A 26,769-nucleotide genomic window follows, 5' to 3' on the forward strand; every position below is an offset into this window, starting at 1 on the left:
AGTAGAGCTGCGATTGTCTGGGAGGCAATGACCGACTCTGATCGACAAATCGCCCAATGGGTGGAGGAGACGCCGTTTGTAGACACCCATGAGCATCTCATTGAAGAAAGTCAGCGCCTTTCCGGGGCGATCCATCCCCGAACGATGCCGTGCGACGACTGGGCCTACCTATTCAGGTCTTATGTTGCCGAGGATCTGGTGGTTGCTGGGCTGCCAGCAAATGACCTACAAAGGTTTCTCGGGCCGGAAGCTACAAGCCAGGAAAAATATCGGCTGGTAGCTCCCTATTGGAAAAAAATTCGCCACACTGGTTACGCACAGGCGCTGCGCCATACGTTTCGCGGCGTTTACGGTGAGAACGACCTGACTGATGAGAGCTTTCCCCGCATTGCCGAGAAATACCGCGAAACCATTCAACCCGGCTTTTACGCACGCCTCCTGCGCCTGGCGAACATTGAGGGCTGTCATGTCAATTCGCTGCAGCGAATCTTCATGGAGACCGAGCAGCCAAGGCTACTCCATCACGACATAAGCATTCTTCAATTTTGCCGATGCAGCGTTGCTGACTTTGCGTGGGTGGAAGCGGAGACCGGCAAACGCCCAACTACGCTGGAAGAGTGGCTCGAAGTCATCGACTTCTATTTCGCGACATACGGCGCTAAAGCCGTGGCTGTAAAATCGCAAATTGCCTATTCGCGCGCTCTCAATTTCGAACCGGTCACCAAAGCGCATGCGTCAAGGCTCTTTCCCCATCATGCAGACAGAGCAGGCTTATTTCACCCGCTCGGACCTGAGGATCTGAAGTCGCTGCAAGATTATCTGTTCCGCTATTGCGTCGGCAAGGCCGGCGAATACGGCCTGCCGGTCAAACTGCACACTGGCGTGGTGGCCGGCTACGGCCTGATGCAGCTCGCTCGTGTCCAGAACAATGCTGCAGATGTCTGCCGCCTGTTGCAGGACTTTCCGGGCACTCGATTCGTCCTGATGCATATCGGCTACCCATATGAGCATGAGTTCATCGCGCTCGCCAAACATTATCCTAACGCAGCTATCGACATGTGTTGGGCATGGATTATCAATCCCGTGGCATGCGTTCGTTTTCTGAAGGAGTTTCTGATGGCGGTTCCGTCCAATAAGATCTTCACATTCGGCGGCGACTATGTCGCTGTCGAGCCCATTTATGGCCATGCGCTCATAGCGCGCCGCGGAATCGCGCAGGCACTCTCGCAATTGGTCGCCGAAGGCTGGATCGCGCTAGAGGACACTCGTGACCTGATTGACCGGATCATGCGCGGCAACGCACTTCAGTTCTTTCGGAAAGGGCGTCGAGAGGATGCGACGCATCCTTGAACGGGACATGGACGCCGCGGCATTTGATTCCAACACGCGTTTGTGCAGAGCGAGCGGGACAGAGCGCAGGACCTATATCAGCGGCGCTCCGTTTTTGTCATTGCCGTCGCCACGGACTGTTAGTCATCTGTTCGAGTGGCGCGGCCGGAGGCTCCTGAATCGTTGGGCGTCACCGACGCAGGACCCCGGTTTATTGCGGCGTCGGTTGAACCGGAGCCGAAGAGGACGGAAGAACGGGGCGCGACGATGCTCGCTGAAATCAAACTTCCGGACGAATGGAATTGGGCTCGTTGGCGGCGTGGGGGTGATCACGGCGTTGATGTCGACCCCGCCGCTTCGTCGGCGCAAGAAGTCTTGAAGCGCGATATCCTCTATGTGAGGACGCCATCCCTGCAACGCACGACTTCGCGGTAATTGAGTGCTTTGCCGCCCACATAATGTCTTGATCATTCTCTCCATGGGACGCGATACTCCTCGACTTGCGAAGAAGCGCCCGCCTACTAGGCCTGCGCGGCCCTGACCATTCATGTTGTCGGTAGCGTTCGCTAAGGCTCGGCCGTGCCGGTAAGGTCGAGCTGGCTAACCAAGTGGAATGTGACGTGTGTCAGCCCTTTCTTTTGTTGGTGATAAAAATCGTCCTCCTGATGTAGGTGTGTATGATCGAGTCAGGCTCGGGGACGCAGGCGTTGGGACGCGATCGAGGCTCTTGTCGAGCATCTATTTGACGTTCTCACCTGCGAGCCTGGATATCAGTCGCGCGCAGCTTGGCCACCTCGTGGCGGCCGTCGCCAGCGCGTCTTGAGCCGGATGATAGCCCTGTTAGGGACGCGGCCGATGCCCGATGATCCAATTGACCAGCAATGCAACGTCGGGCCGATCCACCTTGCCTCGCTGCGGATCTTTGCCGGCATTCACTTAGCGTCGGTGGCTGAAAGGTACGTGGGTTGATCGTGTGCTGCCCGTTGCTACTGCGGCTCGTGCGCGCGGTAATTCGCCCGCCACGAAGATTTCAACCGGTCGCGCACGGAACCCGTCTATCTCTCGGCCGGCGCAGCGAGAGGGTTCTGCGAGCCGGCATCGGCGTAATACCGCGTGGACCCGCGGCTCGCGCGGAAGCGATTCAGGTTTGCCGTATCAATTTCCTCGAACAACCGGCGTTGTGTGCGACCATGCTGATGCAGCACCCGTCCGCCCCGGAGCTTGGTGCGTCTCTCGGCGATCGCCCCGTTAAGTTCGGCCAGGCTGTAAGACTTTTGATTGCGCGTTCGCCCAACAGTCAGCGCTCGATGATTCCGACCCAGGCCTCCGTGCCAGGATGCCGCCCATGCCGTACCGCTGCACCATATCGCTGTAGCTGCGGTCGACCATACGGTCTTAGCTGCCGAGACAGGGTAATCAAGGCTCGCGGAAGCGCGCGCCAAAGCCGCATCGGCATTTCTGCTCGCATTCTCCATCGCGCCTCCTCCTGCAGCGTTTTACGCAACCACCCCCCAAGGCTAGGTCTGCACAAGGCCACACGCTGGAGCGGGGGGGGGGTAATTCCAGTTGACTCTAGATGACACTTGTCTGAGAATGGAAAAAATAATCTCGAAATATGAGAATTTGAGGAAGCGCTGATGGATTTGGTCTCCCAGAACACGTCGCGGGTTCATTCGAACTTCAGTGAAGCGGTCGTCGAGGCGAGCAGTCGCTGTGCGACGAACTTCGAGCAAGAGCCAAGAGCGGAGCGCGCCGTCGATCGACTGATGGGCGTCTTCGTGCGTGGTTTGGCGTCGTTTGCCGTCGTGACCTGAACTGCCATGCCGGCTGCGCTGCAGCCCGTCTAAGGATCCGTCCGCTACCACTGGGTGCTCATATAGATGCGGACGAATGCGGCGCACCTAATCGGAAGAGTAACCAAAATGGAGGATTTAGATGAAGACGTTAAGAACCCCGACGCCTCGCATGGGCAAGGCTTTGCTGGCTTTCGTGCTCTTGGCATTTGCAGTTCTCGCCAGCCTTCCAACTCCCCTGCAGGCGCAAGAATCTCGGCTCGAGGCGGTTGTGAAGCGCGGGACGCTCGTCGTCGCGACCAATAATACAAATCCCCCGCACTGCTTCACTAACGAAAAGGGCGAGCTTGTCGGCTTCGATATCGACATCGCGAGGATCATAGCTAAAGCGCTGCTCGGCGACGAGAAAAAGGTTGAGTTCGTCCCGGTCACGAGCGAGGGGCGGTGGCCGGCGGTTCTGTCGGGGAAAGCCGATTTCGGTATCGCCGACACGACGATCTATCCGGATCGCGCTCTTCGCGTTGCGTTCACGCGGCCGTACGAGGATTCGAGCATCTCCGTGCTTGTGCGGAAGGATGCCAACGTCAATACCGTCTCGGAGCTGAACAATGAAAAGTTCACTCTGGCCAATCTGAGCAATCCCCAGATGCATGACCGTGCGAAGCGCTACCTGCCGAAGCTGAAGATCCTGACCTTTGACACTCCAAGCGCGATGTACCTTGCTGTGCAATCGGGCCAAGCTACCGCTATGCAGATGGATACGCAGCTTGCAGATTGGTACGCTCTTCAGAACAATGACCTGAAAGTGCTGCCAGACTTGCTCACCAACGTGCAGAACAATGCCATCTTCATGAAGCCTGGTGACTTTACGTGGTGGCTCTATCTGGACACGATCGTAGGGGAGCTTCGGACGGGGTCGCTGTACGATCAATATGCCGCAACCTTCCGCAAATGGTTCGGCAAAGATCCGCCGCCGTCTCGCTTCTACACGCAAGCAACTAAGGGGTAATTGGCGAGGCTGGCGAATAACTCGCCAGCCTCAATCCGATTGGTGCATACGGCGGGGATCTGACGTGTTCTTCGATTTGCGATTGATCTGGCAAAACCTGCCGGTATTTTTCGACGGCGCCATCACGACGTCTGAGCTCTCACTATTGGCAATGGCGTTTGCGCTCGTGTGGGGACTTGCAATTGCCCTCGCTCGCATGGCTCATTTCAGACCATTGTCCGCGGCAGCAGGTGCCTACATTGAGGTGGTCCGCAATACGCCGGTGCTGGTGCAGATGTATTTTATCTACTTTGGCTCGGGCTTGGCGGGTTTCCCCCTCTCAGGTTTCGTTGCGGGATTGATCGCCTTATCGCTTCAGAATGGCGGCTATCTCGCCGAAATCTATCGGGCAGGCATCCAGTCTATCAGCCCGAAGCAGGTAGAAGGCGCCAAGGCCCTAGGGATGACCCAATTGCTTGTCCTGCGTGTCGTGATTCTACCGCAGGCAATGCGTCGCATCATTCCACCGATTTCAAATCAATTCGTCACAATCATAAAGGATACGTCTCTTGTCTCGGCGATATCCGTCGCGGAACTCATGCATGCGGCAACGCTCATCACGGATCGCACTGCCGCAGCCTATGAGACGTTTGCCACGCTCGCCATCTTCTACCTAGTAATGACCTCGATTGTTGCTGGGCTGCTTCGCATCACCGAGCGACGGCTCGCTATCCCTCAATAGGGCGCAAAAATGATTCTGGCATCAAATCTCTCCTATCTGCTAGAGGCCGCCGTTGTCACCCTCGCCCTGTCGATTGCAAGCGCTATTCTCGCCGCCATTATCGGCGTAGCCATCGCGCTGCTGCAGATATTCGGGAATGTCGCCGCGCGCTCGCTTGCGCGGCTTTATCTATACGTTGTGCGTGGTGTCCCTCTCCTGGTTCTCCTATTCGCGATGTACTACATACTGCCTTACGCGGGCATAAATCTGTCTCCGTTACTCGGAGGCATCTTCGTCATCGCCATCTACTATGCGGCATTCATGGCCGAGGTGATCCGCGCAGCTATTATTGCGGTGCCGAGAGGCCAATGGGACGCGGCTCGTGCCGTCGGCATGCGGCCCTCGTTGATGCTGTTGACCGTGATATTCCCGCAAGCGGTTCGGCTCGCCGGACCACCCCTGATCAATACCTGCATCATGCTCATCAAGGGTACGTCACTCGTCTCGGTCATCGGAATCTGGGAACTCACAATGGCCGGGCGCCAAGTGGTGGAGCGCACGGCTTCGGTCTTCCAAATCTTCGGCGGCGTTGCGGCGATTTATTTCTTCATCTGCTATGGCCTGTCCCTCTACGGGCGGCACCTGGAAAGGCGGCTTCGCTATGAACACTGACATCTCAAAGGAACTCGATCTCCGATCCGAAGCGACAGGTCGAAAAATGGTCGAAATCCGGAGTGTCAGCAAATCCTACGCCAACTTGGCGGTACTTCGCGACGTCTCGCTGGCGGTCGATCGAAACAACGCGGTCGCGCTGATCGGACCGTCCGGATCTGGAAAGACCACGCTACTTCGATGCATCAACCTCCTCGAGGAATTCCAGGCCGGAGAGATCTTGGTGGACGGCGAAGCCATTGGATACCGGGTCACCCAGGATGGGGGGCGAATGAGGCGCTCGGAACGCGAAATCGCAGCGAGCCGCTCGCATATCGGCATGGCATTTCAGAGCTTCAATTTGTTTCCTCATATGACCGCGCTCGAAAACGTCGCCATTGCGCCCATCCGCGTGAAGCACATTCCCCGCAGCGAGGCAGAAGCCAAGGCCCGAATTCTCCTCGATCGCGTTGGCCTTGGGCACAAGCTCGATGCCTATCCGGCCCGCCTCTCGGGTGGGCAGCAGCAGCGAGTAGCGATAGCACGAGCGCTCGCAATGGAGCCGAAAGTTATGCTCTTCGACGAAGTGACGTCGGCGCTTGACCCGGAGCTTGTGGGTGAGGTCCTTGCCGTCATGAAGCAACTCGTGGACGAGGGGATGACAATGATCATTGTGACCCACGAAATGCAGTTTGCGCGTGACGTCGCTCACCACGTCGTCTTCATGGACAGTGGATCGATTGTCGAACAGGGCCCTCCTGGAGAGATATTCGGTTCACCGAAATCAGAGCGGCTGCAAGCTTTCCTTCGGCGATATCGCGATGCCTATCTCCTGTGAGAAAGGGCCGGACAATGCGCTGCTAGTCCAGGAGACTTCAAACGTCCTCAGAAAGCTCGTCATCGATGATAGCCGCCGAAAGCTCCGACGACGCGTCCTTGAGTATGGAAATAATGTCGTCGAGATCTTCAAAGGTGATTCGTGCAACCGGTGCCGAGATCCCTACGCAGGCGAGTAACATTTGATCCGGTCCAAATATAGGTACAGCGCACCCCACGACACCCTTAACGAATTCTTCATTCGATTTGGCCCAACCGCGCTCTCTCGTGCGCTCAACTATCTCCAAGAGATCGTCAGGATCAGTAATCGTCCGTTCCGTATAGGCGTGTAGCGTTAGCGATCGAATGAGCGTTTCGCGAGCGCGGCGGGCGAGTTGGCTTAGGTAGATCTTTCCAGTCGAAGTGCAGTGAATCGGCACGCTAGCTCCGGGATCAAACTGCAGCCCTGTGGATGGTTTCTTCCTGACGCTGTCTACGTAGCTAACAAGATTGTCGCGGACCACGCCGATCTCGCACTGCTCACCAATTTTCTCGGACACCCGTTGCAGAATCGCATGTCGAGTGGCCGTGCGAAGCCCGGCGCCAACTGCACTCGCTCCAAGAAGTAGCATCTTGTTGCCGATGAGGAGCCTCTTCGAAGTGAGGGAGCGTTGGAGAAGGCCCTGACGCTCCAAATTGCTCGTTATTCGGTGGGTGGTTGCGATCGGCAGGTCAAGTGCGTCTGCGACCTCCGCTATCGTGACGGCTCGATGCCGACTTGCAATGAATTCAATAACCGCCAATGCGCGGCCAAGCGGACCTTCGAGGGAGTCAGTGAGCATCAGCCGTTCCAAGTGGGAATCCAGGGGTGCAAGCGGGAGCCTAACGCGGAATAGTCAGAACGCTAGCGAAATCTCAAAAAACGGAATGGGGCAATGCGACCGACGGCAAGGGCAAAACTCGACGCAAGCAAAGACGGAGTGAATCCAAAGGGTTTCTAGCGACTTCGCACCAAGATGGTGCGTTGCAAGATAGCTAAGTACACTCAGGGAGAGTTTAGTCAATTCCCATTTTTTGAAAAGAAAATATCCGATTGTTGCGATTTCAGATTGCGTCTGGTGTGGAGGGCTCCATAATGTTCGTGAGGTCGCCGGGTTCGGCCCGGCGCAGATGCCAAGGCAGTATCAACGAGATGCGATATTCAGCGTTAAGCCTCGTCACACAAGCGCTGCGGGGAAACAAGCATTGGGCTCCCGTCTGGCGGGAGCCGGCCCCGAAAGCGGAGTATGATGTTGTTATTGTCGGAGGCGGCGGGCATGGACTTTCGACGGCTTATTATCTCGCGAAAGAGCACGGAATCACGAACGTCGCCGTCTTGGAGCGAAACTACCTAGGGTCGGGTAATGTAGGCCGTAATACGACCACCATCCGTTCTAACTATTTGCTTCCGGGAAACATTCCGTTTTTCGAGTGGTCGCTGAAACTATGGGAAGGCCTCGAGCAAGACATTAACTACAACGCGATGGTAAGCCAGCGCGGGGCCCTCGACATCCATCATTCAGTCGCGCAGCGGAATGTGCACGCTAGGCGTGGCAACGCGATGCGAATTCACGGAGTAGACTCGGAATTGCTTGATCGCGATCAACTGCGCGAGATGATTCCGTTTCTGAACTTTGATGATGCGCGTTTTCCAATTTACGGCGCCCTTCTGCAGCGTCGCGGCGGGACCGTGCGCCATGATGCCGTTGCGTGGGGCTATGCCCGTGCCGCCGACACCCGCGGAGTCGATCTGCTTCAGAAATGTGAGGTGACAGGCATCAGAATCGAAGGCGGCAGAGTCCGCGGAGTAGAGACCACCCGCGGATTCATTCGCGCGAAGAAGGTCGCGTTGGCCGTTGCGGGTAACACTTCCCGTGTCGCGAGTCTGGCCGGTCTACGTCTGCCAATCGAAAGTCACGTCCTGCAAGCATTCATAACCGAAGGTTTGAAGCCATTAATCCATCAACGAATTGCGTTTGGCGCGGGGCATTTCTACATGAGCCAAAGCGATAAGGGAGGGCTTATCTTCGGAGGTGATCTTGATGGCTATAACTCATACGCTTGGCGCGGCAATCTACCAGTGATTGAAAATGTTATGGAGTGCGCCATGGCACTCATGCCGATGCTGGGCCGTGTGCGGGTGCTTCGCCACTGGGGTGGGTTGATGGATATGACGATGGACGGCTCTCCGATCATCGACAAAACCTCTGTTGCTGGTCTCTACCTCAATTGTGGATGGTGCTACGGAGGCTTCAAGGCGACACCAGCTTCCGGGTACTGCTTCTCACACCTAATTGCGCGAGACGAGCCACATCCGCTCGCTGCGGCGTATCGACTAGATCGATTTTCAACAGGCCACCTGATCGATGAAAACGGTCAGGGTGCCGTACCCAACCTGCACTGACATGAGAATAAATTGTCCACACTGCGGAACACGCAGCATCAAAGAATTCGTTTACCTCGGCGACGCAACGAAGACGAGACCGGACGGCCTGGATGCAAGCCCCGACAGCATGTTTGAGTACGTCTATATCAGGGACAACCCAGCGGGCCCTCACGACGAGTATTGGTATCATGACGCGGGCTGTCACGCTTGGCTTGTAGTGACGCGCAACACGCGCACACATGAGATCCTCAACGTTCAGACTGCGCAGGAAGTTGCGCATGCACGGAAGCTTGGAGTCGATAAGTGAGCAGCCAGCTACATCGCCTTAAGATGGGTGGTCTTGTCGCGCGCGAACGACAGCTCCGTTTTAGATTTGACGGGAGAGAACTTACGGGGCTCGCGGGCGATACGTTGGCATCGGCGTTACTCGCAAACGGTATCAAGCTGGTGGGACGCTCGTTTAAGTACCATCGGCCTCGTGGGATTCTTTCGGCGGGCTCGGAAGAGCCGAACGCACTCGTAGAGTTACGAGCTGGCGCCAGACGTGAGCCAAATACTCGCGCGACGGTCACTGAGCTCTTCGACGGACTGGATGCGTCGAGTCAAAATAGATGGCCGTCGCTCAACTTTGATTTGCTCTCTGCAACGGCCCCCCTTTCGCCGCTTTTGCGGGCGGGTTTCTATTACAAGACATTCATGTGGCCCGCAAAATTCTGGGAAGCGGTCTATGAGCCGATGATCCGGCGCGCGGCGGGCCTCGGCAAGGTATCTGGTCTCCCTGATCCTGATCACTACGAAAGGGCTTATGCATACTGTGATGTTCTCGTCGTCGGAGGTGGGCCAGCCGGGATTTCTGCAGCGCTTGCTGCGGGGAGAGCGGGTGCGCGAGTCATTCTCTGTGACGAAGACTTCCGACTTGGAGGTCGGCTCCTTTCAGAGAAACGCGAGATCGACGGAAAGCCCGCGCAAGATTGGCTAAACTCGGCTGAAGCAGAGCTTGAAAGTCTCAGCGAAGTCCGAGTAATGCGTCGCACCACTGTCTTCGGTCAATATGACCATGGGACTTTCGGCGCTGTCGAGTGCGTGAGCGATCACTTGCCCGAGCCGATTGCCCATCAGCCCCGTCAGCGAGTGTGGCGGATTGTCGCGCAACGTGCCATACTGGCAGCTGGAGCTATAGAGCGTCCAATGCTGTTCAGTGGAAACGACCTGCCCGGCGTAATGTTGGCAGGGGCAGCTCGCAGCTATGTCAACCGCTTCGCTGTGTCCCCCGGACAAAGAGCCGTAATCGTAACATCCTCGGATGACGGCTGGCGAAGCGTAGCCGACTTTGTCTCAGCCGGAATTCATGTTGAAGCGATCGTAGATACGCGAGAATCTAAGTCTGGCGTCGGACAGGTCAGTGATGGTGTGAGGGTCATCCAGGGCGCCTCGATTGTTGCAGCCAAGGGATCAAAATCCGTAAGCGCAATAGATGTGTTAGACCAGTCGGGACGAAAAGTTAGGCTGAGTTGTGATCTTCTGGCCATGTCAAACGGTTGGGATCCCACTCTTCACCTTTCTAGCCACCTTAGCGACAGGCCTGTATGGGACGAAGAGCGATCAATATTTTTGCCGAGTTCAGACTCGAAGATGCTTTCGGCGGCGGGGGCGGCTAACGGCCGTTTTCTTCTGGAAGAGGCCCTTCGGGAGGGGGCGCGCCAAGGCGCGATGGCGGCCGAAGCATGTGGCTTTCGTGCTCCAGCCGTTGAAGAACACAAGGCAGACCCTGAATCCGCGAAAACCTCTCCCGTGTGGCAGGTGCCAAAGGATCCTACAAAATGCTTCGTCGACTATCAAAATGACGTAACCGCGTCAGACATCGTGTTAGCTCATCAAGAGGGCTTTAAAGCGGTCGAACACCTCAAACGCTACACCACGCTCGGTATGGCGACGGACCAAGGAAAGACGGGTAACGTTGCGGCTCTAGCGATAATGGGCCAGCTTCGAAGTCTGACCGTTCCGCAAGTCGGAACGACGGTATTTCGTCCTCCGTACACCCCGGTAGCGATAGGTGCGCTGGCGGGACACTATCGCGACAAAAGCTTCAGGCCGACCAGATATCCGCCCGGTCACAAATGGGCGGGCGAACAAGGAGCGGTGTTTGTAGAAGCTGGCCCTTGGATGCGAGCTCACTACTTCCCTCGATCGCGGATGGAGGGAATCACACAAAGTGCCACGCGCGAAGCGCTTAATGTACGTGAGCGGGTAGGCGTAGCCAATAGCTCGCCTCTTGGCCAGATCGATATTCAAGGAGCTGACGCCTCGGAGTTCTTAGATCGCCTATACTGTAACGACCTGACTGAGGTAGGCATCGGTCGTGTCTGTATCGGGGTGCTAATCCGCGAGGACGGCTTCGTCCTGGATGAAGGCCCTATCGCGCGGCTCGGCACCGCTCACTACATTGTCGGCACGACGACTGCGAATGCCGCCCGGGTAATGCAGCATCTGGAGTTTTACCACCAGGCGGTTTGGCCTTGGCTGGACGTGCAGATTACTTCCGTTGCCGAGCAATGGGCACGTTTCGTTGTGGCTGGTCCGCGCGCACGTGAAGTGATGCTCAGTGTAGTGGACAGCGGGCAAGCAGGCTCGGTGCAGCGTCTACAACACCACGCTATTTGCGAACTGAGCGTAGGCGGTGGAATTTCTGCCCGCCTGTCACGTCACTCTTTCTCGGGAGAGCTCTCGTTCGAACTATCAGTTCCGGCATCGGTCGGCGAGACGGCAATCCGTAAGATTATGAATGCAGGTGAACGATTTGGAATTGCGCCGTACGGAACCGAAGCAGTGGACCTGATGCGAATTGAAAAGGGATACATAACAGCCAACGAGATGACGGGGCAGACCACGGCATCGGATTTGGGGTTAGAGGAGCTAATCGCTAACAATAAGGACTATGTTGGTAGATTGATGAGTCAGCGCCATGCGTTGCGCGATCCGACCAGGCAGCGTCTCGTTGGGTTAAAGGCTCTAAATACAGCCGATCGTCTCAACGCTGGCGCACATCTTGTGAAGAGCGGAAACGCCGCAATAGCCAAGAATGACGAGGGATATGTAACCTCTGCTGGCTTCTCTCCCACCCTCGGACATTGGATCGGGCTTGGCCTCCTTCGAGGAGGTCCGAGTCGACTGGGAGAGCATGTCCGAGCCTTTGATTTTGTTCGGAATCACGAAGTCGAACTCGAAGTCTGCAGTCCGGTCTTCATCGATCCCAAAGGAGAGAAGCTTGGTCGCTAACAATCTTCACGAATGGTCTCGCCAAAGCGGCTGGGAGGGCATTATCACGCCAGGGAAGTACGGCGCAGAATCATCGAAGGTCGGCGTCGTTGTAGAGCAATTGGACAATGTAGTGCTTGCCATCGTCACGGCGCGTACTGGAAAGGAGCACGCTGTCCGAACCATTCTCGCGGAATATCTCGGGCTTGCCGTGCCGGCTACGTCGAAGGTTGCTCGGGGTATGACGGGAAGCGTGATCGGTCTGAAGCCAGGTAGCTGGATGATCGTTCTTCCGAAGTTGAGGTTGGATCCTGTTCTCGAGGAGAAGTTCAGCGGGATAGCGGCCGTGACCGAGCAAAGCGATTCCCGGGTACTGCTTCGCGTGAGGGGAAGGTACGTACGCGACGCGCTCGCGAAAGGTGTCACAATCGACCTTCATCCTCGTGCCATGTGTGTCGGCGATGCAGCTGTAACTGCGGTCGCGCAGATAGTTGTTCATATCTGGATGACGGACGAGGAGCCCATCTACGAGCTCGCAATCCCCCGCAGCATGGCCCGTAGCTTTTGGGATTGGTTCGCATGCTCGTCCGCCGAGTACGGATACGCCTGCACCTGAACCGTAAAGCAGAATAGTTCTTGATCCAAATGCGATGATCGTCCCCAATTTTGTGGCTCTCCCACGTCTTGCATGGATGAGATAATAGGCCTATCGGATCGCGGCGGCCCGGAAGCGCCAACGTCGCCAAATCTGATCGCGGGCGGCCTTCTGACCGAGGCCCTTGTCGCCCAGGTCGGGGTGACAAAATATGATGTGGCGCCTTCTACCGGCAGGACGCGATCTACGCACGTTACGGGATCTCGATCACTCGCTTGCGCCGCTCCTGCATAGAGACGACCGCGGAAAGCACCATGAGCCCGGCGGTGGATCATTCTTTGACGATCGGGGTTGACACCGTACCTGCGATTAAAGAACGAACGACTATCACGCTCGCCTCAGGCGCGTTGAGCATGCCATGCCATGGAGCGAAATCGTAGGCTCGTCGGTCGCCTTTTTCGGAACGTCTCCGCGATCATGTCCAGTACGGAAGTCCAGACGTCGGGGGGCCTGACTCGGAATATCATGATAACTGGCCCAGTAGTTAACGTACTGCTCCTCGCTCATGGGGATTGCGTCGGTGGTGGTGATCTGAGGCCGGCAAACTGGACCATTTTTGGTTAGAGTTTTCGCTGCCGAATCCCCTCGGCTGGGAGGAGCGTAACGACGATGAAGGCCTCACAATCTTCGGACGTCCAGAAGGCGTTCATCCTGAAGCAGGGCCGTGACGGGGGTGCGGTGGCGGAGATCTGCCGCAAGGCCGGGATCAGCCAGGCGACCTATTTCAACTGGAAAAAGAAGTACGACGGGTTGCTGCCGACCGAGATGCGGCGGTTGAAACAGCTCGAGGATGAGAACGCCAAGCTGAAGAAGCTGGTGGCCACTTCATCGCCAACCGCCGCTGCGCCCAGAGCGGGTTCACGCCGGTCTTTGCGGAAGTCGAGAACCCGTTCCCGTGGATGTCGGAGGCGATGGACCTGAAAAAGGAGAAGAACTTCTTCGAGACCCGCGTCATCGAGTATCAGAACGGCCGTGCGCTGAACTGGGATTGAGCAGAGAGTTGCTCGCAATGTCGGTGGTCGTCTGTTCGGAACGACCACCGTCGGGTTTATCGGCTGCAATGGCCCGCGGGAATATGCTGTCGTAGATCGCGCGCGCCTCGCGGATGAGGCGCTCGCGTTCGAGCTCGGATTTCGAGACGAAGCGAACCACGTTGTCCATGTGGCGTCTAGGCCGCTTCATTCGCGCGCCGCCAGACTGGGAACGGGTCTGCTAGCTTGGCCCATTCCGCGACGTCCATGGCGGGCTTTCCCGGAACGAGGCAGGCGTCGAGGCGGGCACAGAGCGTGGGCTCGTCCATGCCGGCGCCGATAAAGACGATTTCCTGACGGCGATCGCCGTAGATGTCGTTCCAGTTCGCGCGCAGCCGTTTCCGCCAGAACGGATCATCCGGCCAACGCTCTTTGGGTACGCTCGCCCACCAGAAGCCGAGGGCCTGGGTGCGCGTGATCGAGCCGGCCTGGCTGAGTTCGCCAAGCCATTGCGGGCGGGTCGCGAGCCAGAAATGTCCCTTGGCGCGAATGACGCCGGGCCAGGATTCCTTGACGAACGTGTCGAACCTGACGGGGTCGAACGGCCGGCGCGCGCGATAGACGAAGTTCGTCACGCCGTATTCCTCGGTCTCTGGCACATGATCCGCAAAGCCGTAGAGCTCCCTAAACCAGAGCGGATGCGCTTGCGCCTTCTCGAAGTCGAACCGGCCGGTGTCGAGAATGCGGTCGAAGGCGACCTGGCTGTGGTTGGCTTCGATGAGATCCGCTTCCGGATTGAGCGCTCGGATGATCTGTCGCGCCGCCTCGCGCTGCGCGGGCAGGGCGTCATCGACCTTGTTGAGAACGATCACGTCGGCGAACTCGATCTGCTCGACAAGCAGATCGACCAGCGTGCGCTTGTCGTTCGCCAGTGCTTCGCCGCGCTGATCGAGAAAATCCGTCGATGAATAATCCTTCAGCAAGTTCACGGCGTCGACAACGGTGACCATGGTGTCGAGACGCGCGACGTCGGACAGGCGTTCGCCGTCTTCGGAGTGGAAATCGAAGGTCGCCGCGACCGGCAGCGGCTCGGAGATGCCGGTGGATTCGATCAGCAGATAATCGAAGCGGCCGTGCTCGGCGAGCGCGCGCACCTCCTTCAGGAGGTCGTCGCGCAGCGTGCAGCAGATGCAGCCGTTCGTCATCTCGACGAGCCTCTCGTCAGTCCGCGACAGGTTCGCACCGCCATCGCGGACCAGATCCGCATCGATGTTCACCTCGCTCATGTCGTTTACGATCACCGCCACCTTCAGACCGTGCCGGTTGTTCAGGACGTGGTTCAGCAAAGTTGTCTTTCCAGCCCCGAGGAAGCCGGACAAGACGGTGACGGGGAGTTTCTGCATGGAGATCGAACAGCCTTTTCAACGGGATAGGGCGAGAACGACGCGAGGGCATGTTGGGGCGAGTCAATGTAATGTTATAACGTTACATTGAGGGGCCTTGGTTGGCCTGTCAAGCCGCCGGCTAGGTCCGTGAGAGAGGGGGCAAAACACCTGCGAGGCGGTCATCCGCGTTCGCGAAATATTCCCATTCACCGACATGACGTCAACGAGGAGTGAGATGTCTCGATTGCACTGGGTTGAGAGCCAGCCGCAGGGCGATGCGGCGCGGCGATCAAAGTGAGAGTGCGTATTGCCTCACATATCGATGCTCCCGAGTGCGATCGGTTGCCTCATTTAATTTGCTCCCGGCCAGGGTTGAGGAGGAGGCCGGGTGCGGAGATGGCCGGGGTTTCGGAGCGCCCGGCCTCCTCCTCTGGCATCTGGCACATCATTGGGTTGTTGTGCCCTCGCGCCCCAGCAGCGTTTTCTCCGCAGGAACGAACAATAACGCGTTCGCTTGCTCGCTGCGCCAGGATTTAAGCCGACGTTGAAGCGTTCGAAGAAGCTTGTTCGGATAGGCTCCAGGATATTCCACCTGCAACCGGGAGAGCAGTTCGCTACCAGTCCGCCAGGGCTCGGCTTCAAACCATTTTCGCAAATCTAGCGTTGCCCCGATGAGCGGGTCGGGACGACGCCGGCCTCTTTTCGGTTTCACGATTGGCCGATCCGTCGGCCGCATAGCTCCGTCCTTCCAGGCGGTTCGTAGGCTTGCCAGGAAGAGATCGATCGATTGCGATGCCGCAGCAGGATGGGCGATTGGCTGGGTATCCGCGAGCGCCGCGAGGCGTTCCTGCGCGCCGCGGATGTCGCGCAACAACGCGACCGGGTCGAGAGTGGCATAGATTTCTTGGAGATGGTGGCGAACCGCGTCGGGCGTGCGGGCGTCGGCGGCCAAGCGCTGGTGTGGCGTTGCCGGCGCGCTGTATGTCTTGCGCACACGAGCACCGTCGCGCTGCTTGGCTATCAATTTGAACGAGGGTTGGAAGAAGTTCACGAACAGTCGCGCCGATCGATAGAGTTCAGCCAGCAGCTTGGCCGCTTCCAGGCCCTCGAACCGACGATAGCCGACCATCCTGCGCACGACGGCGCCGTTCTTCTGCTCGACGAACGCCTGGTCGTTCTTCCGGTAGGGCCGGCAACGCGTGAAGACGATGTTGGCCGCATCGCAGTAGGCTTTCAGCGTCTCGTTCATGAACACGGTGTCATTGTCCGTATCGAGGCCGACCAGCGCAAAGGGCAATTGTTTGCGCAATTCCGTCAACACCGTGCTCAACAGCGTTTGTTCGCGCACGATCAGAGGAGCGCACTCCGTCCAGCCGGTAGCAATGTCGGTGAGCACGAGGGTCTGGATGAAGCTGCCGCGCGCCGATGAACCGCTATGCGCTACAAGGTCAGCCTCGACAAACCCCGGCGCCGGATCATTCCAATCTGCCGACGTCCGAATTGGAATACTGCGACGCAACGAGTGCGTCGCGTGCCGTCGGCGCTTGCGACCTAATCCTTCTCGGACCCGCGCCAATGCGCGGTCGATCGTCGCAGCGCTCATTGCCAAAAGTTTGTCGCGGATCTCGGGGGCAAGGCCGAGATGGCCGTGCCGTTCCATCGCCGCAATCAGCGCAGGCATTAACGCCTTCAGTCGCTTCCCGCAGATCCGGTCTGACGCCTCCCAAAGGAGCACGAGCGCGTTGTGTTCTGCCTCATTATAGACCCGGCGTCGCGCCCGCCGGCCTGGGCGTGCGTCTTCCTGACCTCGAAGAAGCCGCATCGCATGCTTGCGATGGAAGCCGGTGATGTCGACGAACTCGTCCAATATCCGCGCCTTCTTCGCGCGATCCGACGTCCGATAGCGCCCGCCTGCCGCCGCCGTCAGCTCCTTCCGCGTCGCCATGCTTAGCCACCCCATCTTCGCCCCCGCTCGTTTCCGATCCAAGGGAGCAATTTACGTGAGGCAACGGCTCAGCATCCGGCAACAATTAAGGCGAGGCAATGCGCACTCTCACTTTGATTGCCGCGCCGCACAGCAGGCGCAGCGCAGAATATCGACGTTGAATCGGAGGAGGACGGCTCTTTGATGCCCGGGTCAGCGCTGCGGCGGATCGGGCGTACTGACGGGGCGAGCCCGCGGCAGCCGTTGGATCATATCCGGCGCACCCAGAGCAATCACAGCCAGAAGGCCCAGCAAAACTGCAGCCGCCGTCAAGTAGGCTTTTTAGTGCCGAGGCCACAACGGCTGGAAATGCCCCGGCGTGTGCAGAATGTGCACCAGTCGACCTTCTTGGCCCAGGACAGGATGCACGGTCAGCCTGCCACTCGCATTTGCCTCGATGGCTTGAATGCGCAGGCCAAAATGGTTGGCCAGCAAGACCCCGACACCTGCAGCGCTGTAAAGGTCGATGTAGCCATGCGGATCGACCGCGCGGACTTGAACCAGGTTGTTCCGCAACAGCTGAGCCTGTTGCTGAAGCTGCCGAGTCTGCCGCGTTTCGTAGTCCTGACGCCTCGTGTTGTGGGCAAATTGAAGAACCGTGTCTAGCAGGCAATTCAGTCCTTGGCCGCTGGCCTGCCCCACGTCGGCATCGACGAGCCCCAAAAGCGCTTCGAGCGTGTACCCCAACGGTCCAACAGGCAAGTCAGCCAGCGATGCCCCCGCGAGTGCCTGTGCCGGCGCCTGGTGATGTGCGGCGAACGGTACGCCGAATCCGGCGGCGCTGTGCTCGTCGTAGCCGGAAGTGCTGGCGTGCTGCCACGGATCGCTTTCGTCGAAATGACGCTCCCCATAACCGATGGGCATCTCTGATGGTCCCGTGCTTTCGGCATGGCTGGTGCCACCCCAGCCCTGCGCGCCAGTCGGTCGCATGTCGCCGGTTTGGTAACCAGGCGCGTTCCACGATTCAGCGCCGTGTGCGTAGCTATGCTCCTGCCAATCATCGATCTCGTCGCATCCAGGCGGTATCGAGATGTTGCGGAAGGCTAGCCAAGCCTCGTGCGTGACCTTGCGTCGTAGCGCGAGCGGTGCGCCCTGCAGGAGCATCTCCTGAGCGCGCTTGTAAACATCGTGATAGCGCTCCTTCAGCTCAAAGGTCTCGGCCGTGTGGAACTGGATCTCCCACGGTGCACAAGCCGGGCTGCGGAGGGTGACGCTCACCGCGCTGAACGCTTCGTTCCTCTTGTTGAAGTGGTTGGTTAGCGCCGTCCTGGCATGCCCCAGCTGGTCCAGCGTCGCGAGAATACGGCGGCACCCCTCGGTGAAGTCCTGCGGCGCAAGCACCACGCTGTAGCGCAGGGCATCGTTGACAGCAGCAACGGCCTCTTCGAGGGTCTTGTTCCTGGCTGCCATCAGCGAATCGAGTTTTGCGCGCAGCGAGCCCTTGGATTTCTGCCGGTGTTTCAGGCCGGCGAGATCAGCCCGAAAGGTGGACACGACCTGCTTCAGCATTGGCGTGATTTCGCGTTCCATCTGCTGCGCACGTTCGAACAAAGCTCCTGCGGCTTGCGCGACCTGTGCTCGAGATGTTTTGCCAAGCCGCTCAACAGGTGCTGGCGGCGGGGTCAGCATGCCTGCTTGCTCAAGCAATTGCACGGCGTTATGCATGACGCCTGCAGCCATGGTTGGCATGCGTTGCAACACAGACTTGGCCTGGTCGGGATCGAAGCGGTTGAGGCGCATCGCACGGGCCGTCTCCTTGCCGTGAGGCACATTGCGTACACGATCAGGGAACCTGGTTTCCTGGCGTTCGCATGCCTCGATCACCTTGGAGAATAACGCCGTGCCGGTATCGGACTTCAGCGCGTCGGTGCCGACCTTGATTGCGATGGTGAAGAGGTTGCGCATCGTCAGTTCCGGCTCACCGGGGACCAACCCGGGCTGCCCATCGGGGAACTGCTCGTGCGACAGCCGGCACACCGGGTAGTTGTCCAGGATGGCGTGGATGCGTGCCGGAGTGTCGATGGCCCCGACGTAGGCTTGTGCCAAGTCCGGGAATCGTTGGGCTAGCGCTGCGGAAACTTCGGCAGGCCCCGATGCCATGGGCTGCCCCGAGGCCTGGTAATGCCGCAAGACCTCCCCATACAGCAGCATGGCCGCCTCGCGCGCCTCGGGCATGTGCGCGCGGCCGATCGCCTGGTACGCCTGCATCGCCAATGGATGCAGCGCCTGCGGGTCGGGCTGCGCGCTCTCGAGAACGGAGGTCAGGCTGTTTCGCAGCGACCGTTCGACGCCATCGTACGTGCCGAACATCATACTGTGCGCCATCGCCTCGCGCAGGTCGCCGGGCTGCGACAGGAAGCGCGTTGCCAGAGTGCTGGCCGTGCCCATCAGCTTGCGTCCGCGCTGCTCGGCCAAGATCTCGGACGCACGCCCCGGCCGGTAGTGCCCACTGTCAGCGTCGAATGCTGGCGTGGCCGTCTTCGGCGGCTTGAAGGAACGGGGCTGGCCGCGCCGCGCGGCGCGCTCGTCCATCACGCGCTCGATCAGCGTCGCCAGCTTCGGGTAGCCCGCATACACGAAGGCATCATCGCCGTCACAATCCATGTTGCGCTTGCGCAGTTCATCGATCGGCAACGCTCCCAGCCGACCGGGCTGCACGATCTCCTTGACGCGCAGGCTGCCGGTGCTGAGCATGTCGCTCGCGGTGGCAGCGCGGTCGCGCCCGTCGGTCCAGCGCGACAAGGTCTTCAGGTCCTCCTTCGAGCACACCAGGTCCATGTTCTCGTGCGCGGGCGACCAGCACCCCTTGGGTGGGATGATGAGCATGCCCTTGCTGTGCAGCATCTCGGCATCCTCGCCCGAGTGGTCGTTGAAGCCGGTGTAGCTGTACTGGATGGCAAAGCACCTCGATAGGAAGTGAGCTGTTGCATCCCCCTGGGCTGTGGTGGCGACTCGGTGCTCGGGCACCGGCAGCAGGTTCTCCTTGTCGTACGGCGGCTTGCCGAGCAGCAGCGCGCCGCCTGCCCCGTCGAAGGCGGCGCTGCGCTGGCTCGGCAGATGCAAATTGTTGTCGGCGGACGGCACGGCACGTATCTTCTGACCAGCATAGCCGCCGCTGACGGTCAGGTCATAGAGCATTACCGAATCGATGCCGAGGCCCGCCTGTCCGGCAGCAGAAGTTCCTGGCTGCCGGGCCAGGTTGTGCAGGCGGTGCTGCATTGCTTGATGCGCTTCCGCGATAGCTTCCACGTCGTATGGGAAGTGCTGCAGTGCCTGCGGTGCCAGCCTCTTGAGCTCGCTCTCTTCGGCCACGAGCTTGCGTTGCTCTTCGTCGGCATTGCCTCTGCGCACTGCCACCCACGCCTCGTAGTGCTTGCGGACCGCGGGAATGCGCATGGCCACCTCGAACTTGAGGAAGCCGCAGCCGTCATTGGGGCACAGGGCGATGTACTGGCCGCCTGGTCCGGCCAGCTTGAACGGGTGCTGCGGCCCTGGCACATCGTCGATGAAGCCCATGCGCAGCGTGCCCTCGACCACGTGGTCGCTCGGCACCATCTCCAGTAGCGCACGTTGCATCCGCGACCAGTCCTCGCGCTGCGGTGCGAGTTTTGCGGCAAGCTGCATCAGAGCGCTGCCGGGGGCCGTGTCGGCATAGCGAACCGCCGGCAGCATCGACGCCGCCGCCCTGTCGCCGGACAGGATACCGGACGCCCGTTGCTGGCCGCCTCGGCTCAAACGGCTGCCGCCGAACAGATCGAAGCGCCACGGCTCGCCCAGGAAATCGAAGGTGCGCGCCAGCATGAACGCGGACAGCGAACCGGGCAGTTGCACCTCCACCAGGGGCAGACCGGTCAGGCGCGCAAACAGCGAGTACGGCTTGCTCTCGTCCTCCATGTTGCTTTTCAGCATCTTTCCCTGCATGTCCACCACGACGTGCCTGGTGTCCCCTGCGCCAGGGGCCGGCGCCTGGGGTCGCCCGGGCCGCGTTCGCATGCTTTGATGCACGTCCTGCACGCTGAACTCGGTGGGCTCATGGATTTGCCTGAGCTGCTCGAAGTGCGTGAGCATGTGCAGGTCCAGCGCATTCAGCACTTCATCGCCGGCTTCGATCTGCGCGATCAGGTTCCAGCTCATTTGCCCGAGGTCCGACTCGATGGCCTCGCGTGTGCGCTCGAGCGTCTCTGTGACCCAGGCGGTCAGCTCCTCACGGTGAGCTCGCACGGCCGAGCGTTGCCCCTCGACATTGCGCGGCTTCCACTGCCTGCTCACCACTGCATAGGTCTTGAGCACCTGATAGAAGGTCAGTGCCGGGCAGCGTGTGGAGTGCTGCTCGCCGTCGGGCGCAGCGCTCGCAACAGTGGCTGGGTCATCGGTTTGCTGTCCCTGCAGAAAACGATCGATCTTGCGCGCGACGATCGGCTGCATCTGATCGAAGACAGACAGTGCCAGGCGGTGATGGCGCGAGAGTTCCTGGCTGCGTGCCAGGGGCAACAGGCCCAGGCACAGGTTACCCACCGATTCAAGGTCCGTCTCGCGCAAGTCCGTTTCGCGGCACAGGTTTGCCACCCTGTTCAAAGCCGGCACGGCGAGCGGCCGCATGTCGCGTTGCAGTTGTTCAATGACCATCGCCTTGAAGATCATGGCGATGTCCTGGGCCTGCGCCGTCTCGAAGTGATCCCGATGCAGATCGAGGTGCGCGGCCAGCCCCTGAAGCTTCGCGCGCGCCAGCGCTTGAACCTCCGCCTCGTCGTCCGCATCCACTGCTGAGTGGGACAGCTGCGACAAGCCGTTGCTGACCTGCGCCAGCGCGGCCATGTTGAAATCGCGCCACGGAAGGTCAGTCCCACCCGCTCGATCAGCCAGAGCAATCGACGCCCAGCGCCAGTCCGGCGCGTGGGCCGACCCGCGCAGTGCGTTGAGCGACATGGCGACTTCTTGCGCGTTCATCCCCTGCAGCAACGTGTCCTCGCTCACGACCCGTTCGGCCAGGCGTCCGGTTGCATCCAGGCAGACTTCGTTGGCGGGCCACTTGCTCAGGGCGTTGAGCATGTTGGCGACATGTTGTGCGTCCGTATCATCGACCAAGGACGCCTCGCCTGCGATTCGCTTGGCCAGGCATTGGGCCGCGTCCCGGCAGATCCGGCTGTCGGGCCACTTGCTGAGCGCGTTGAGTGAGTGGGCGACATCTCGCGCGTTCATCTCCTGCAGCAACGCGTCGTCGCGCGTGATCCGTTCGGCCAGGCGCCTGCCTGCCTTCTTGCACGAACGGTTCTCGGGCAACTTGCTCAGGGCGTTGAGCAAGTTGGCAAGATGGCGTTCGTCCATGTCCTCGAGCAGGGGCGCATCATTGGCGATTCGCTCGGCCATGAAACTGGAAGTCAGCTGCAAGACGGGACTATCCCGCCACTTGCTCAGGGCGTTGAACGCGCTGGCAACCGCTTCGGCGTTCATCTCCTGCAGCAACGCATCGTCGCTCGCGATCCGTTCGCCCAAGCGCTCGCCGGCAATTCGGCAAGCGGGGCTGTCGGGCCACTTGCTCAGCGCGTTGAGCGAGTTGGTGACATTTTGTGCGTCCATGTCCCGCACCAGGCCCGCATCACTTGCGATTCGCTCAGCCAGACCTTCACAGGCGTTCTGACAGGCGGGACTGTCGGGCCACTTGCTCAGTGCGTTGAGCGAGTTGGCGAGCGCTTGCCCCCCCATCTCCCAGGTCAAGTCTGCATCGTGTGCGATTCGCTCGGCGAGATGTTCGACAGCGCGGTGGCAATCTGAATTGCCTGACCACTTGCTCATCGCGTTGAGCACGAGGCTGCCCCCTTGTGCCGTCAGGTCTCGGTCCAGCCGCTCACGCAGCAGCACGCGTGCCAGGCGAGCCACGGCCTGCTCGCAGCGATCGCTGCTGGTGTTCTTCGAGAAAGCGTTCGCAAGCAACGCCAGGTTCTTGCCACTCAACTCCGGCAGGCTGTCGTGTTCCAGCACCTCACCGGCGATCCAGGCTATGGCTTGCATGCACGTGGTTCTCCGCGGGTGCTTGCTAAGCTGGCTGCCTAGGCGCACGAGGTGTTGCAGCGGGGCATCTACGAACCAGTCGGTCTTGACCAAGTAGTGTGCGGCCAAATCCGTGCAGCGTTCCAGATCCCGTCGGTACTGATCGCTTTGTGGAGAAGCGGCGGAGCGGCTCAGCATCTGGAAGTACCTGTCAAGCCATCCCGCATTCTTCCCTGGCGTCGCACCGCCATCGAGAAATGGTAGAGCCGAGCCGTACCCATTGCGCTCTGCCAACACGTTATCGCGGGCCATCTCTATGCACGCTTGAGGATGCCGCACGTGATGTTCTTGCGGCAGGTCGGGTTGCGCAGCAAGGCGCAGCTGCTCCCGTTGATACCGACGCAGCTGACGGAGTTGCTCGATCTCATGACGGCGCAGACCTCGCTCGCATTCCGTCAGCTGTTCCGTCGTTGGCCCGGCGTCTGCTGGGGCTTTTCGCGCAACCTGCGACATGCGGGACGCGGTGCTGCCGTGATGGACGGGCTCATGCGTGGTGACCTCCCGCTCCGCCGCGGACGTGCGGCGCGTAGTTTCCCTGAAATCTTCAAGGCTCTCTTCCGCCTCACCACGGTTGCGCTTGACGAAATCGATGCGAATTTCCGAAGAGATCATATCGGACGCCGAGCCAGCGGACGACTCTCCGCGACGCCCCGACCCGAAAGCTTTGCCGAGCTTTGACTTAACACGCGAAAACAGTCCACGGCTTTTGTTATCCTTCGTCCGCGCCGCAGGGGGCGCTTCTGATGGCGCGGTGTAGCGCGCGCTGTCGAACAGCCCGCCGCGCAAATCAGACTGCGAGGGCCTGGCAGCCGAGCCACGGTGAGCCCGAGGAACATCTACGCTTAATCGCGGATCGCCGACCCAATTGTCCTGCAGGTTGGACCCTGGCGGCATCCGCATCGAGCCGCCGACGCCAGTGCGCCGGATACTCCGATGCCGCTCTGCGGGGGGCGCATCAGGCGAATTAGCCTCTGCGGGGGCAGCATCAGCGGAACTGACTCGCAACCCACTCAGCTGCTCTTCAAAGTTCGATTGTTCAGCATGCACGTTCGCGGGGCGCTCCGTTGCCAGCTGCTCCGTGTACCATCTGCTCCAATCTCCATGGTCTGGAAAGAAGCCACCTCTATTAGACTCCACGCTCCTCTCCTTCGCTTTGGAATAGGGTATGCAACCCGCACTTCACGCGTATTCCTGCCCCACTTAAGAGACACATAGAAGTTCACCATCCAGACCAAACAAGGAATATCACGCCGACGATTGCTTAAGATGGGCTCGGCTTGAACGAAATCGCTCTCGTTCTCCGCTGGGTGTGCGGCAAATTCCTCGTCGACGTCTGGAAGTCGTCTTCCATAACTCCGGATCCTTCGAACCAGCGCTTTGTCTCGGTGTAGCCGACTGCTTCATATCGATCAGAGGGACACGCTGCGAGTGCGTCATCATCGCCACTGTCGTCTCGTTCGATCTCGGGATCCTCGATAGCCGCACCGGCGCTACACTGGTCCATGTAGCTAGCAACACTGCCGCGAATTGCAAGCATTGACGGGCCTCATATCTGCGAATGGCCGTTCATCATGGACAACGCCGAAGGAACGCGCAGGGTGAGAACTTTGCCTGGAAGGAGATGTCGATGCTTGCGATTTTAAGGTCCGGCGCATCCCCTTGTTCGAACCAGATCCGATCAGCTCTGGATCATGCCGAAACGGGATGCCGCTCAATTGCAACGTTCGCCGCGTCAATCGTCTCTTATTCGACTGGCCCGCCCTCGACATCTATCCCGAACTCCGACTCGGGCAGGCGCTGGTGGACTTGGACAAAAGATGATTGGGCGGAACGCGACAGCCGCGGCATCGTAGCTCTTGGTCAGCGGCATCAGAGCGAAACCGAAGAGCAGGGGCAACATCGTCACGCCGAACGTCCTGAAGGCCACCCAGGCATCCGTGGTCTGGGTTCGCCAGATGACCTCGTTCAAGATCGTCATGCCTGCGAAGAAGATCACCCAGCGAAAGGTAAGGACACGCCAGCCCTGCGGGCTCAGATTGAGGATGCGATCCAATGTCACCACCATGAAGGAGCGGCCGAACAAAAGTCCGCCACCGAGAATCGTCGAAAGCAGTCCGCTGACGATGGTTGCCTCGACCTTGATGAACGTATCCTCATGCAAAGCCAACGTCAGCGTACCGAACGCCAGCACGCTGACGCTGGTGATCAGCATGCGGCCCTTCACCACGAGGGATGCGATCCCTGTCAAGACGGTCACGACCATGAATGTGGCGGTAGCAGCGAAAAGGCGGAATTTGCGTTCACAGCATAGAAGACGATCAGCGGGCCGGGTTCGGTGGCGAAGTTGAGCACCGTATGCGGTTGGTCTTCTCCATCGCCTGCGTTGACTACCATCCTCGACCCTTTTTACGTGCTCGGGAAACGCTAAGGCGCAGAATGTACAATTTGACGCTGCGTGAGCATCAAGCCCCTCGAAGGCTATCCTCTCATGGCATGCTTGCGGTAGCCGCAGCCTCGGTTCGGCACGCCGCTTGCTTCGTTCAAGGCGGCATCTCCAAGTCGCCCGATGATGTAGAGGTCTATTAATGCGCGTTTATTTACGTCAGCTTGTTGTCAGCTCGTTCTGGCTCGCTGCCAAAGATTCCTGACGGGCGCTCCCCGAAATTCCTCTAGGTGGTGTGGACTCTAAGGATTCCCTTTTGAGAGCAAATCAGATTCAAGGCTTCTTTTTGGGAGCCGGCCTTGGGTGTGATGGATCGTTTGGTGCTGAGCGACGCGGCCTGGGAGCGCATGGCACCGCTCATCATAGGTCGACCTGACCAGAAAGGTTCGACCGGACGCGACAACCGGATGTTCGTGGAAGGGTACTTTGGATCGTTCGTACGGGCTCTCCCTGGCGTGATCTTCCGGAGGCGTTCGGGGATTGGAACAGCGTGTTCCGGCGCTTCAGTCGCTGGAGCCGTAAGGGTGTCTGGTGGCGGATCTTCGAGGCGATGTCTGATGATCCGGACTTCGAATATCTGATCGTCGATTCCACCATCGTCCGGGCGCATCAGCACGCCGCCGGCGCGAAAAAAGGGGGTCTGAAGATCAAGCGATCGGGCGCTCGCGCGGTGGCTTAAGCACCAAGATACATATGGCCGTTCGAGGTTTGGGATGTCCCGTGCGGTTCACGCTTACCGCAGGCCAGAAGGGCGATGCACCGCAAGCCGCCACATTGATCGAGGGATTGCCCGCCGAGGTCGTCATGGCCGATACGGCCTATGACGCGGATCACTTGCGCCAGGCCATCGCAGCCAAGGGCGCGCTCGCCGTCATCCCAAACAACCCGTCACGTGCGCTCAAGCATCCGCTCGACAAGCATTTCTATGCCCAGCGCCATCTCGTCGAATGCTGCTTCAGCAAGCTCAAGCAGTTCCGCCGTGTCGCAACCCGCTTCGAAAAGACTGCCCGAAACTACCTTGCCATCGTCACCATCGCAGCCACCGTGCTTTGGCTGCGATAAGTGTCCACACGACCTAGCCTGGTTTCTGTCGCGAAACGCTCGGATTGAATGGTGGTGATCCAAATTATCTCTACAGAGCAGGCACAAAATGCCAGTAGAGGACGTCATCGGCAAGCCGCCGGGCCCGGAGAGCTTGCTTGCGTTTCATGAATCAGCAGCAACCAACGTCAACTTGCAATTCCGTCCGACCTTGCGGTTTTCAGCCCACCGGCCGATTCTATTCCAAGGCTCACCGGACCGAAT

Annotated in this window: 16 protein-coding genes and 3 pseudogenes; 13 read left to right on the forward strand and 6 right to left on the reverse strand. The window is 59.3% G+C overall.

Annotated elements, in window-relative coordinates:
• The first annotated feature begins 27 nt into the window (after positions 1 to 27).
• From NLN62_RS25115 to NLN62_RS25140, 6 genes are all read left to right on the forward strand, one after another.
• On the forward strand, positions 28 to 1,350 hold the full coding sequence (locus NLN62_RS25115; protein WP_254110602.1) for an amidohydrolase family protein: 1,323 nt from the start codon (positions 28 to 30) through the stop codon (positions 1,348 to 1,350).
• 1,616 nt (positions 1,351 to 2,966) lie between these two features.
• On the forward strand, positions 2,967 to 3,143 hold the full coding sequence (locus NLN62_RS25120) for a hypothetical protein (RefSeq protein ID WP_254110603.1): 177 nt from the start codon (positions 2,967 to 2,969) through the stop codon (positions 3,141 to 3,143).
• 121 nt (positions 3,144 to 3,264) lie between these two features.
• Complete coding sequence (locus NLN62_RS25125; RefSeq protein ID WP_254110604.1) at positions 3,265 to 4,131, forward strand: transporter substrate-binding domain-containing protein; 867 nt, start codon at positions 3,265 to 3,267, stop codon at positions 4,129 to 4,131.
• A gap of 64 nt (positions 4,132 to 4,195) precedes the next feature.
• Positions 4,196 to 4,852, forward strand: a complete 657-nt coding sequence (locus tag NLN62_RS25130; RefSeq protein ID WP_254110605.1) for an amino acid ABC transporter permease — start codon at positions 4,196 to 4,198, stop codon at positions 4,850 to 4,852.
• A 9-nt stretch (positions 4,853 to 4,861) separates the two neighbouring features.
• Positions 4,862 to 5,503, forward strand: coding sequence for an amino acid ABC transporter permease (locus NLN62_RS25135; protein ID WP_254110606.1), 642 nt, complete (start codon positions 4,862 to 4,864; stop codon positions 5,501 to 5,503).
• A 46-nt stretch (positions 5,504 to 5,549) separates the two neighbouring features.
• Positions 5,550 to 6,320 carry an amino acid ABC transporter ATP-binding protein gene (locus NLN62_RS25140; protein ID WP_254110607.1) on the forward strand — a complete coding sequence of 257 codons (771 nt, stop codon included), beginning with the start codon at positions 5,550 to 5,552 and terminating at the stop codon, positions 6,318 to 6,320.
• A gap of 37 nt (positions 6,321 to 6,357) precedes the next feature.
• Here NLN62_RS25140 and NLN62_RS25145 read toward each other — a convergent pair whose 3' ends face one another.
• Positions 6,358 to 7,152, reverse strand: coding sequence for an IclR family transcriptional regulator (locus NLN62_RS25145; protein ID WP_371933020.1), 795 nt, complete (start codon positions 7,150 to 7,152; stop codon positions 6,358 to 6,360).
• A gap of 338 nt (positions 7,153 to 7,490) precedes the next feature.
• Here NLN62_RS25145 and NLN62_RS25150 point away from each other — a divergent pair, with 338 nt between their 5' ends.
• From NLN62_RS25150 to NLN62_RS25175, 6 genes and pseudogenes are all read left to right on the forward strand, one after another.
• Complete coding sequence (locus tag NLN62_RS25150; RefSeq protein WP_254113679.1) at positions 7,491 to 8,741, forward strand: sarcosine oxidase subunit beta family protein; 1,251 nt, start codon at positions 7,491 to 7,493, stop codon at positions 8,739 to 8,741.
• Between the two features lies 1 nt (position 8,742).
• Entirely contained in the window at positions 8,743 to 9,030 is a 288-nt protein-coding gene (locus NLN62_RS25155; RefSeq protein ID WP_254113682.1) for a sarcosine oxidase subunit delta, read from the forward strand.
• The gene (locus tag NLN62_RS25160; RefSeq protein ID WP_371933021.1) at positions 9,027 to 11,999 is read left to right on the forward strand and encodes a sarcosine oxidase subunit alpha family protein; all 2,973 of its coding nucleotides are present in this window, start codon (positions 9,027 to 9,029) and stop codon (positions 11,997 to 11,999) included. The genes NLN62_RS25155 and NLN62_RS25160 overlap by 4 nt, the downstream gene beginning before the upstream one ends.
• Positions 11,989 to 12,594, forward strand: coding sequence for a sarcosine oxidase subunit gamma (locus tag NLN62_RS25165; RefSeq protein ID WP_254110608.1), 606 nt, complete (start codon positions 11,989 to 11,991; stop codon positions 12,592 to 12,594). Before NLN62_RS25160 ends, NLN62_RS25165 begins: the two co-directional genes overlap by 11 nt.
• 648 nt (positions 12,595 to 13,242) lie before the next feature.
• A pseudogene (locus tag NLN62_RS25170) lies at positions 13,243 to 13,464 on the forward strand (transposase); the annotation flags it as partial.
• Positions 13,455 to 13,625: pseudogene (locus NLN62_RS25175) on the forward strand (ribonucleotide-diphosphate reductase subunit beta); the annotation flags it as partial. The pseudogenes NLN62_RS25170 and NLN62_RS25175, both read left to right, overlap by 10 nt.
• On the opposite strand, the gene NLN62_RS25180 reads toward NLN62_RS25175, so the two are convergent.
• From NLN62_RS25180 to NLN62_RS25200, 5 genes are all read right to left on the reverse strand, one after another.
• Positions 13,585 to 13,794, reverse strand: a complete 210-nt coding sequence (locus NLN62_RS25180; protein WP_254113688.1) for a hypothetical protein — start codon at positions 13,792 to 13,794, stop codon at positions 13,585 to 13,587. The pseudogene NLN62_RS25175 and the gene NLN62_RS25180 sit on opposite strands and share 41 nt — an antisense overlap.
• Positions 13,795 to 13,801: 7 nt before the next feature.
• Positions 13,802 to 15,007, reverse strand: coding sequence for a zinc metallochaperone GTPase ZigA (zigA, locus tag NLN62_RS25185; protein WP_254110609.1), 1,206 nt, complete (start codon positions 15,005 to 15,007; stop codon positions 13,802 to 13,804).
• A 427-nt stretch (positions 15,008 to 15,434) separates the two neighbouring features.
• A complete protein-coding gene (locus NLN62_RS25190) occupies positions 15,435 to 16,949 on the reverse strand; it encodes an ISNCY family transposase (RefSeq protein WP_254106657.1) in 1,515 nt (504 codons plus the stop codon).
• Between the two features lie 306 nt (positions 16,950 to 17,255).
• Positions 17,256 to 23,633 carry a XopAD/skwp family type III secretion system effector gene (gene xopAD / locus NLN62_RS25195; RefSeq protein ID WP_254110610.1) on the reverse strand — a complete coding sequence of 2,126 codons (6,378 nt, stop codon included), beginning with the start codon at positions 23,631 to 23,633 and terminating at the stop codon, positions 17,256 to 17,258.
• 1,120 nt (positions 23,634 to 24,753) lie between these two features.
• A complete protein-coding gene (locus NLN62_RS25200) occupies positions 24,754 to 25,284 on the reverse strand; it encodes an inner membrane-spanning protein YciB (RefSeq protein ID WP_063621803.1) in 531 nt (176 codons plus the stop codon).
• A 479-nt stretch (positions 25,285 to 25,763) separates the two neighbouring features.
• Here NLN62_RS25200 and NLN62_RS25205 point away from each other — a divergent pair.
• Positions 25,764 to 26,526, forward strand: a pseudogene (locus NLN62_RS25205) (IS5 family transposase).
• Positions 26,527 to 26,769: the final 243 nt, after the last annotated feature.

The sequence above is a fragment of the Bradyrhizobium sp. CCGUVB23 genome (assembly GCF_024199885.1).
Lineage (GTDB): Bacteria > Pseudomonadota > Alphaproteobacteria > Rhizobiales > Xanthobacteraceae > Bradyrhizobium.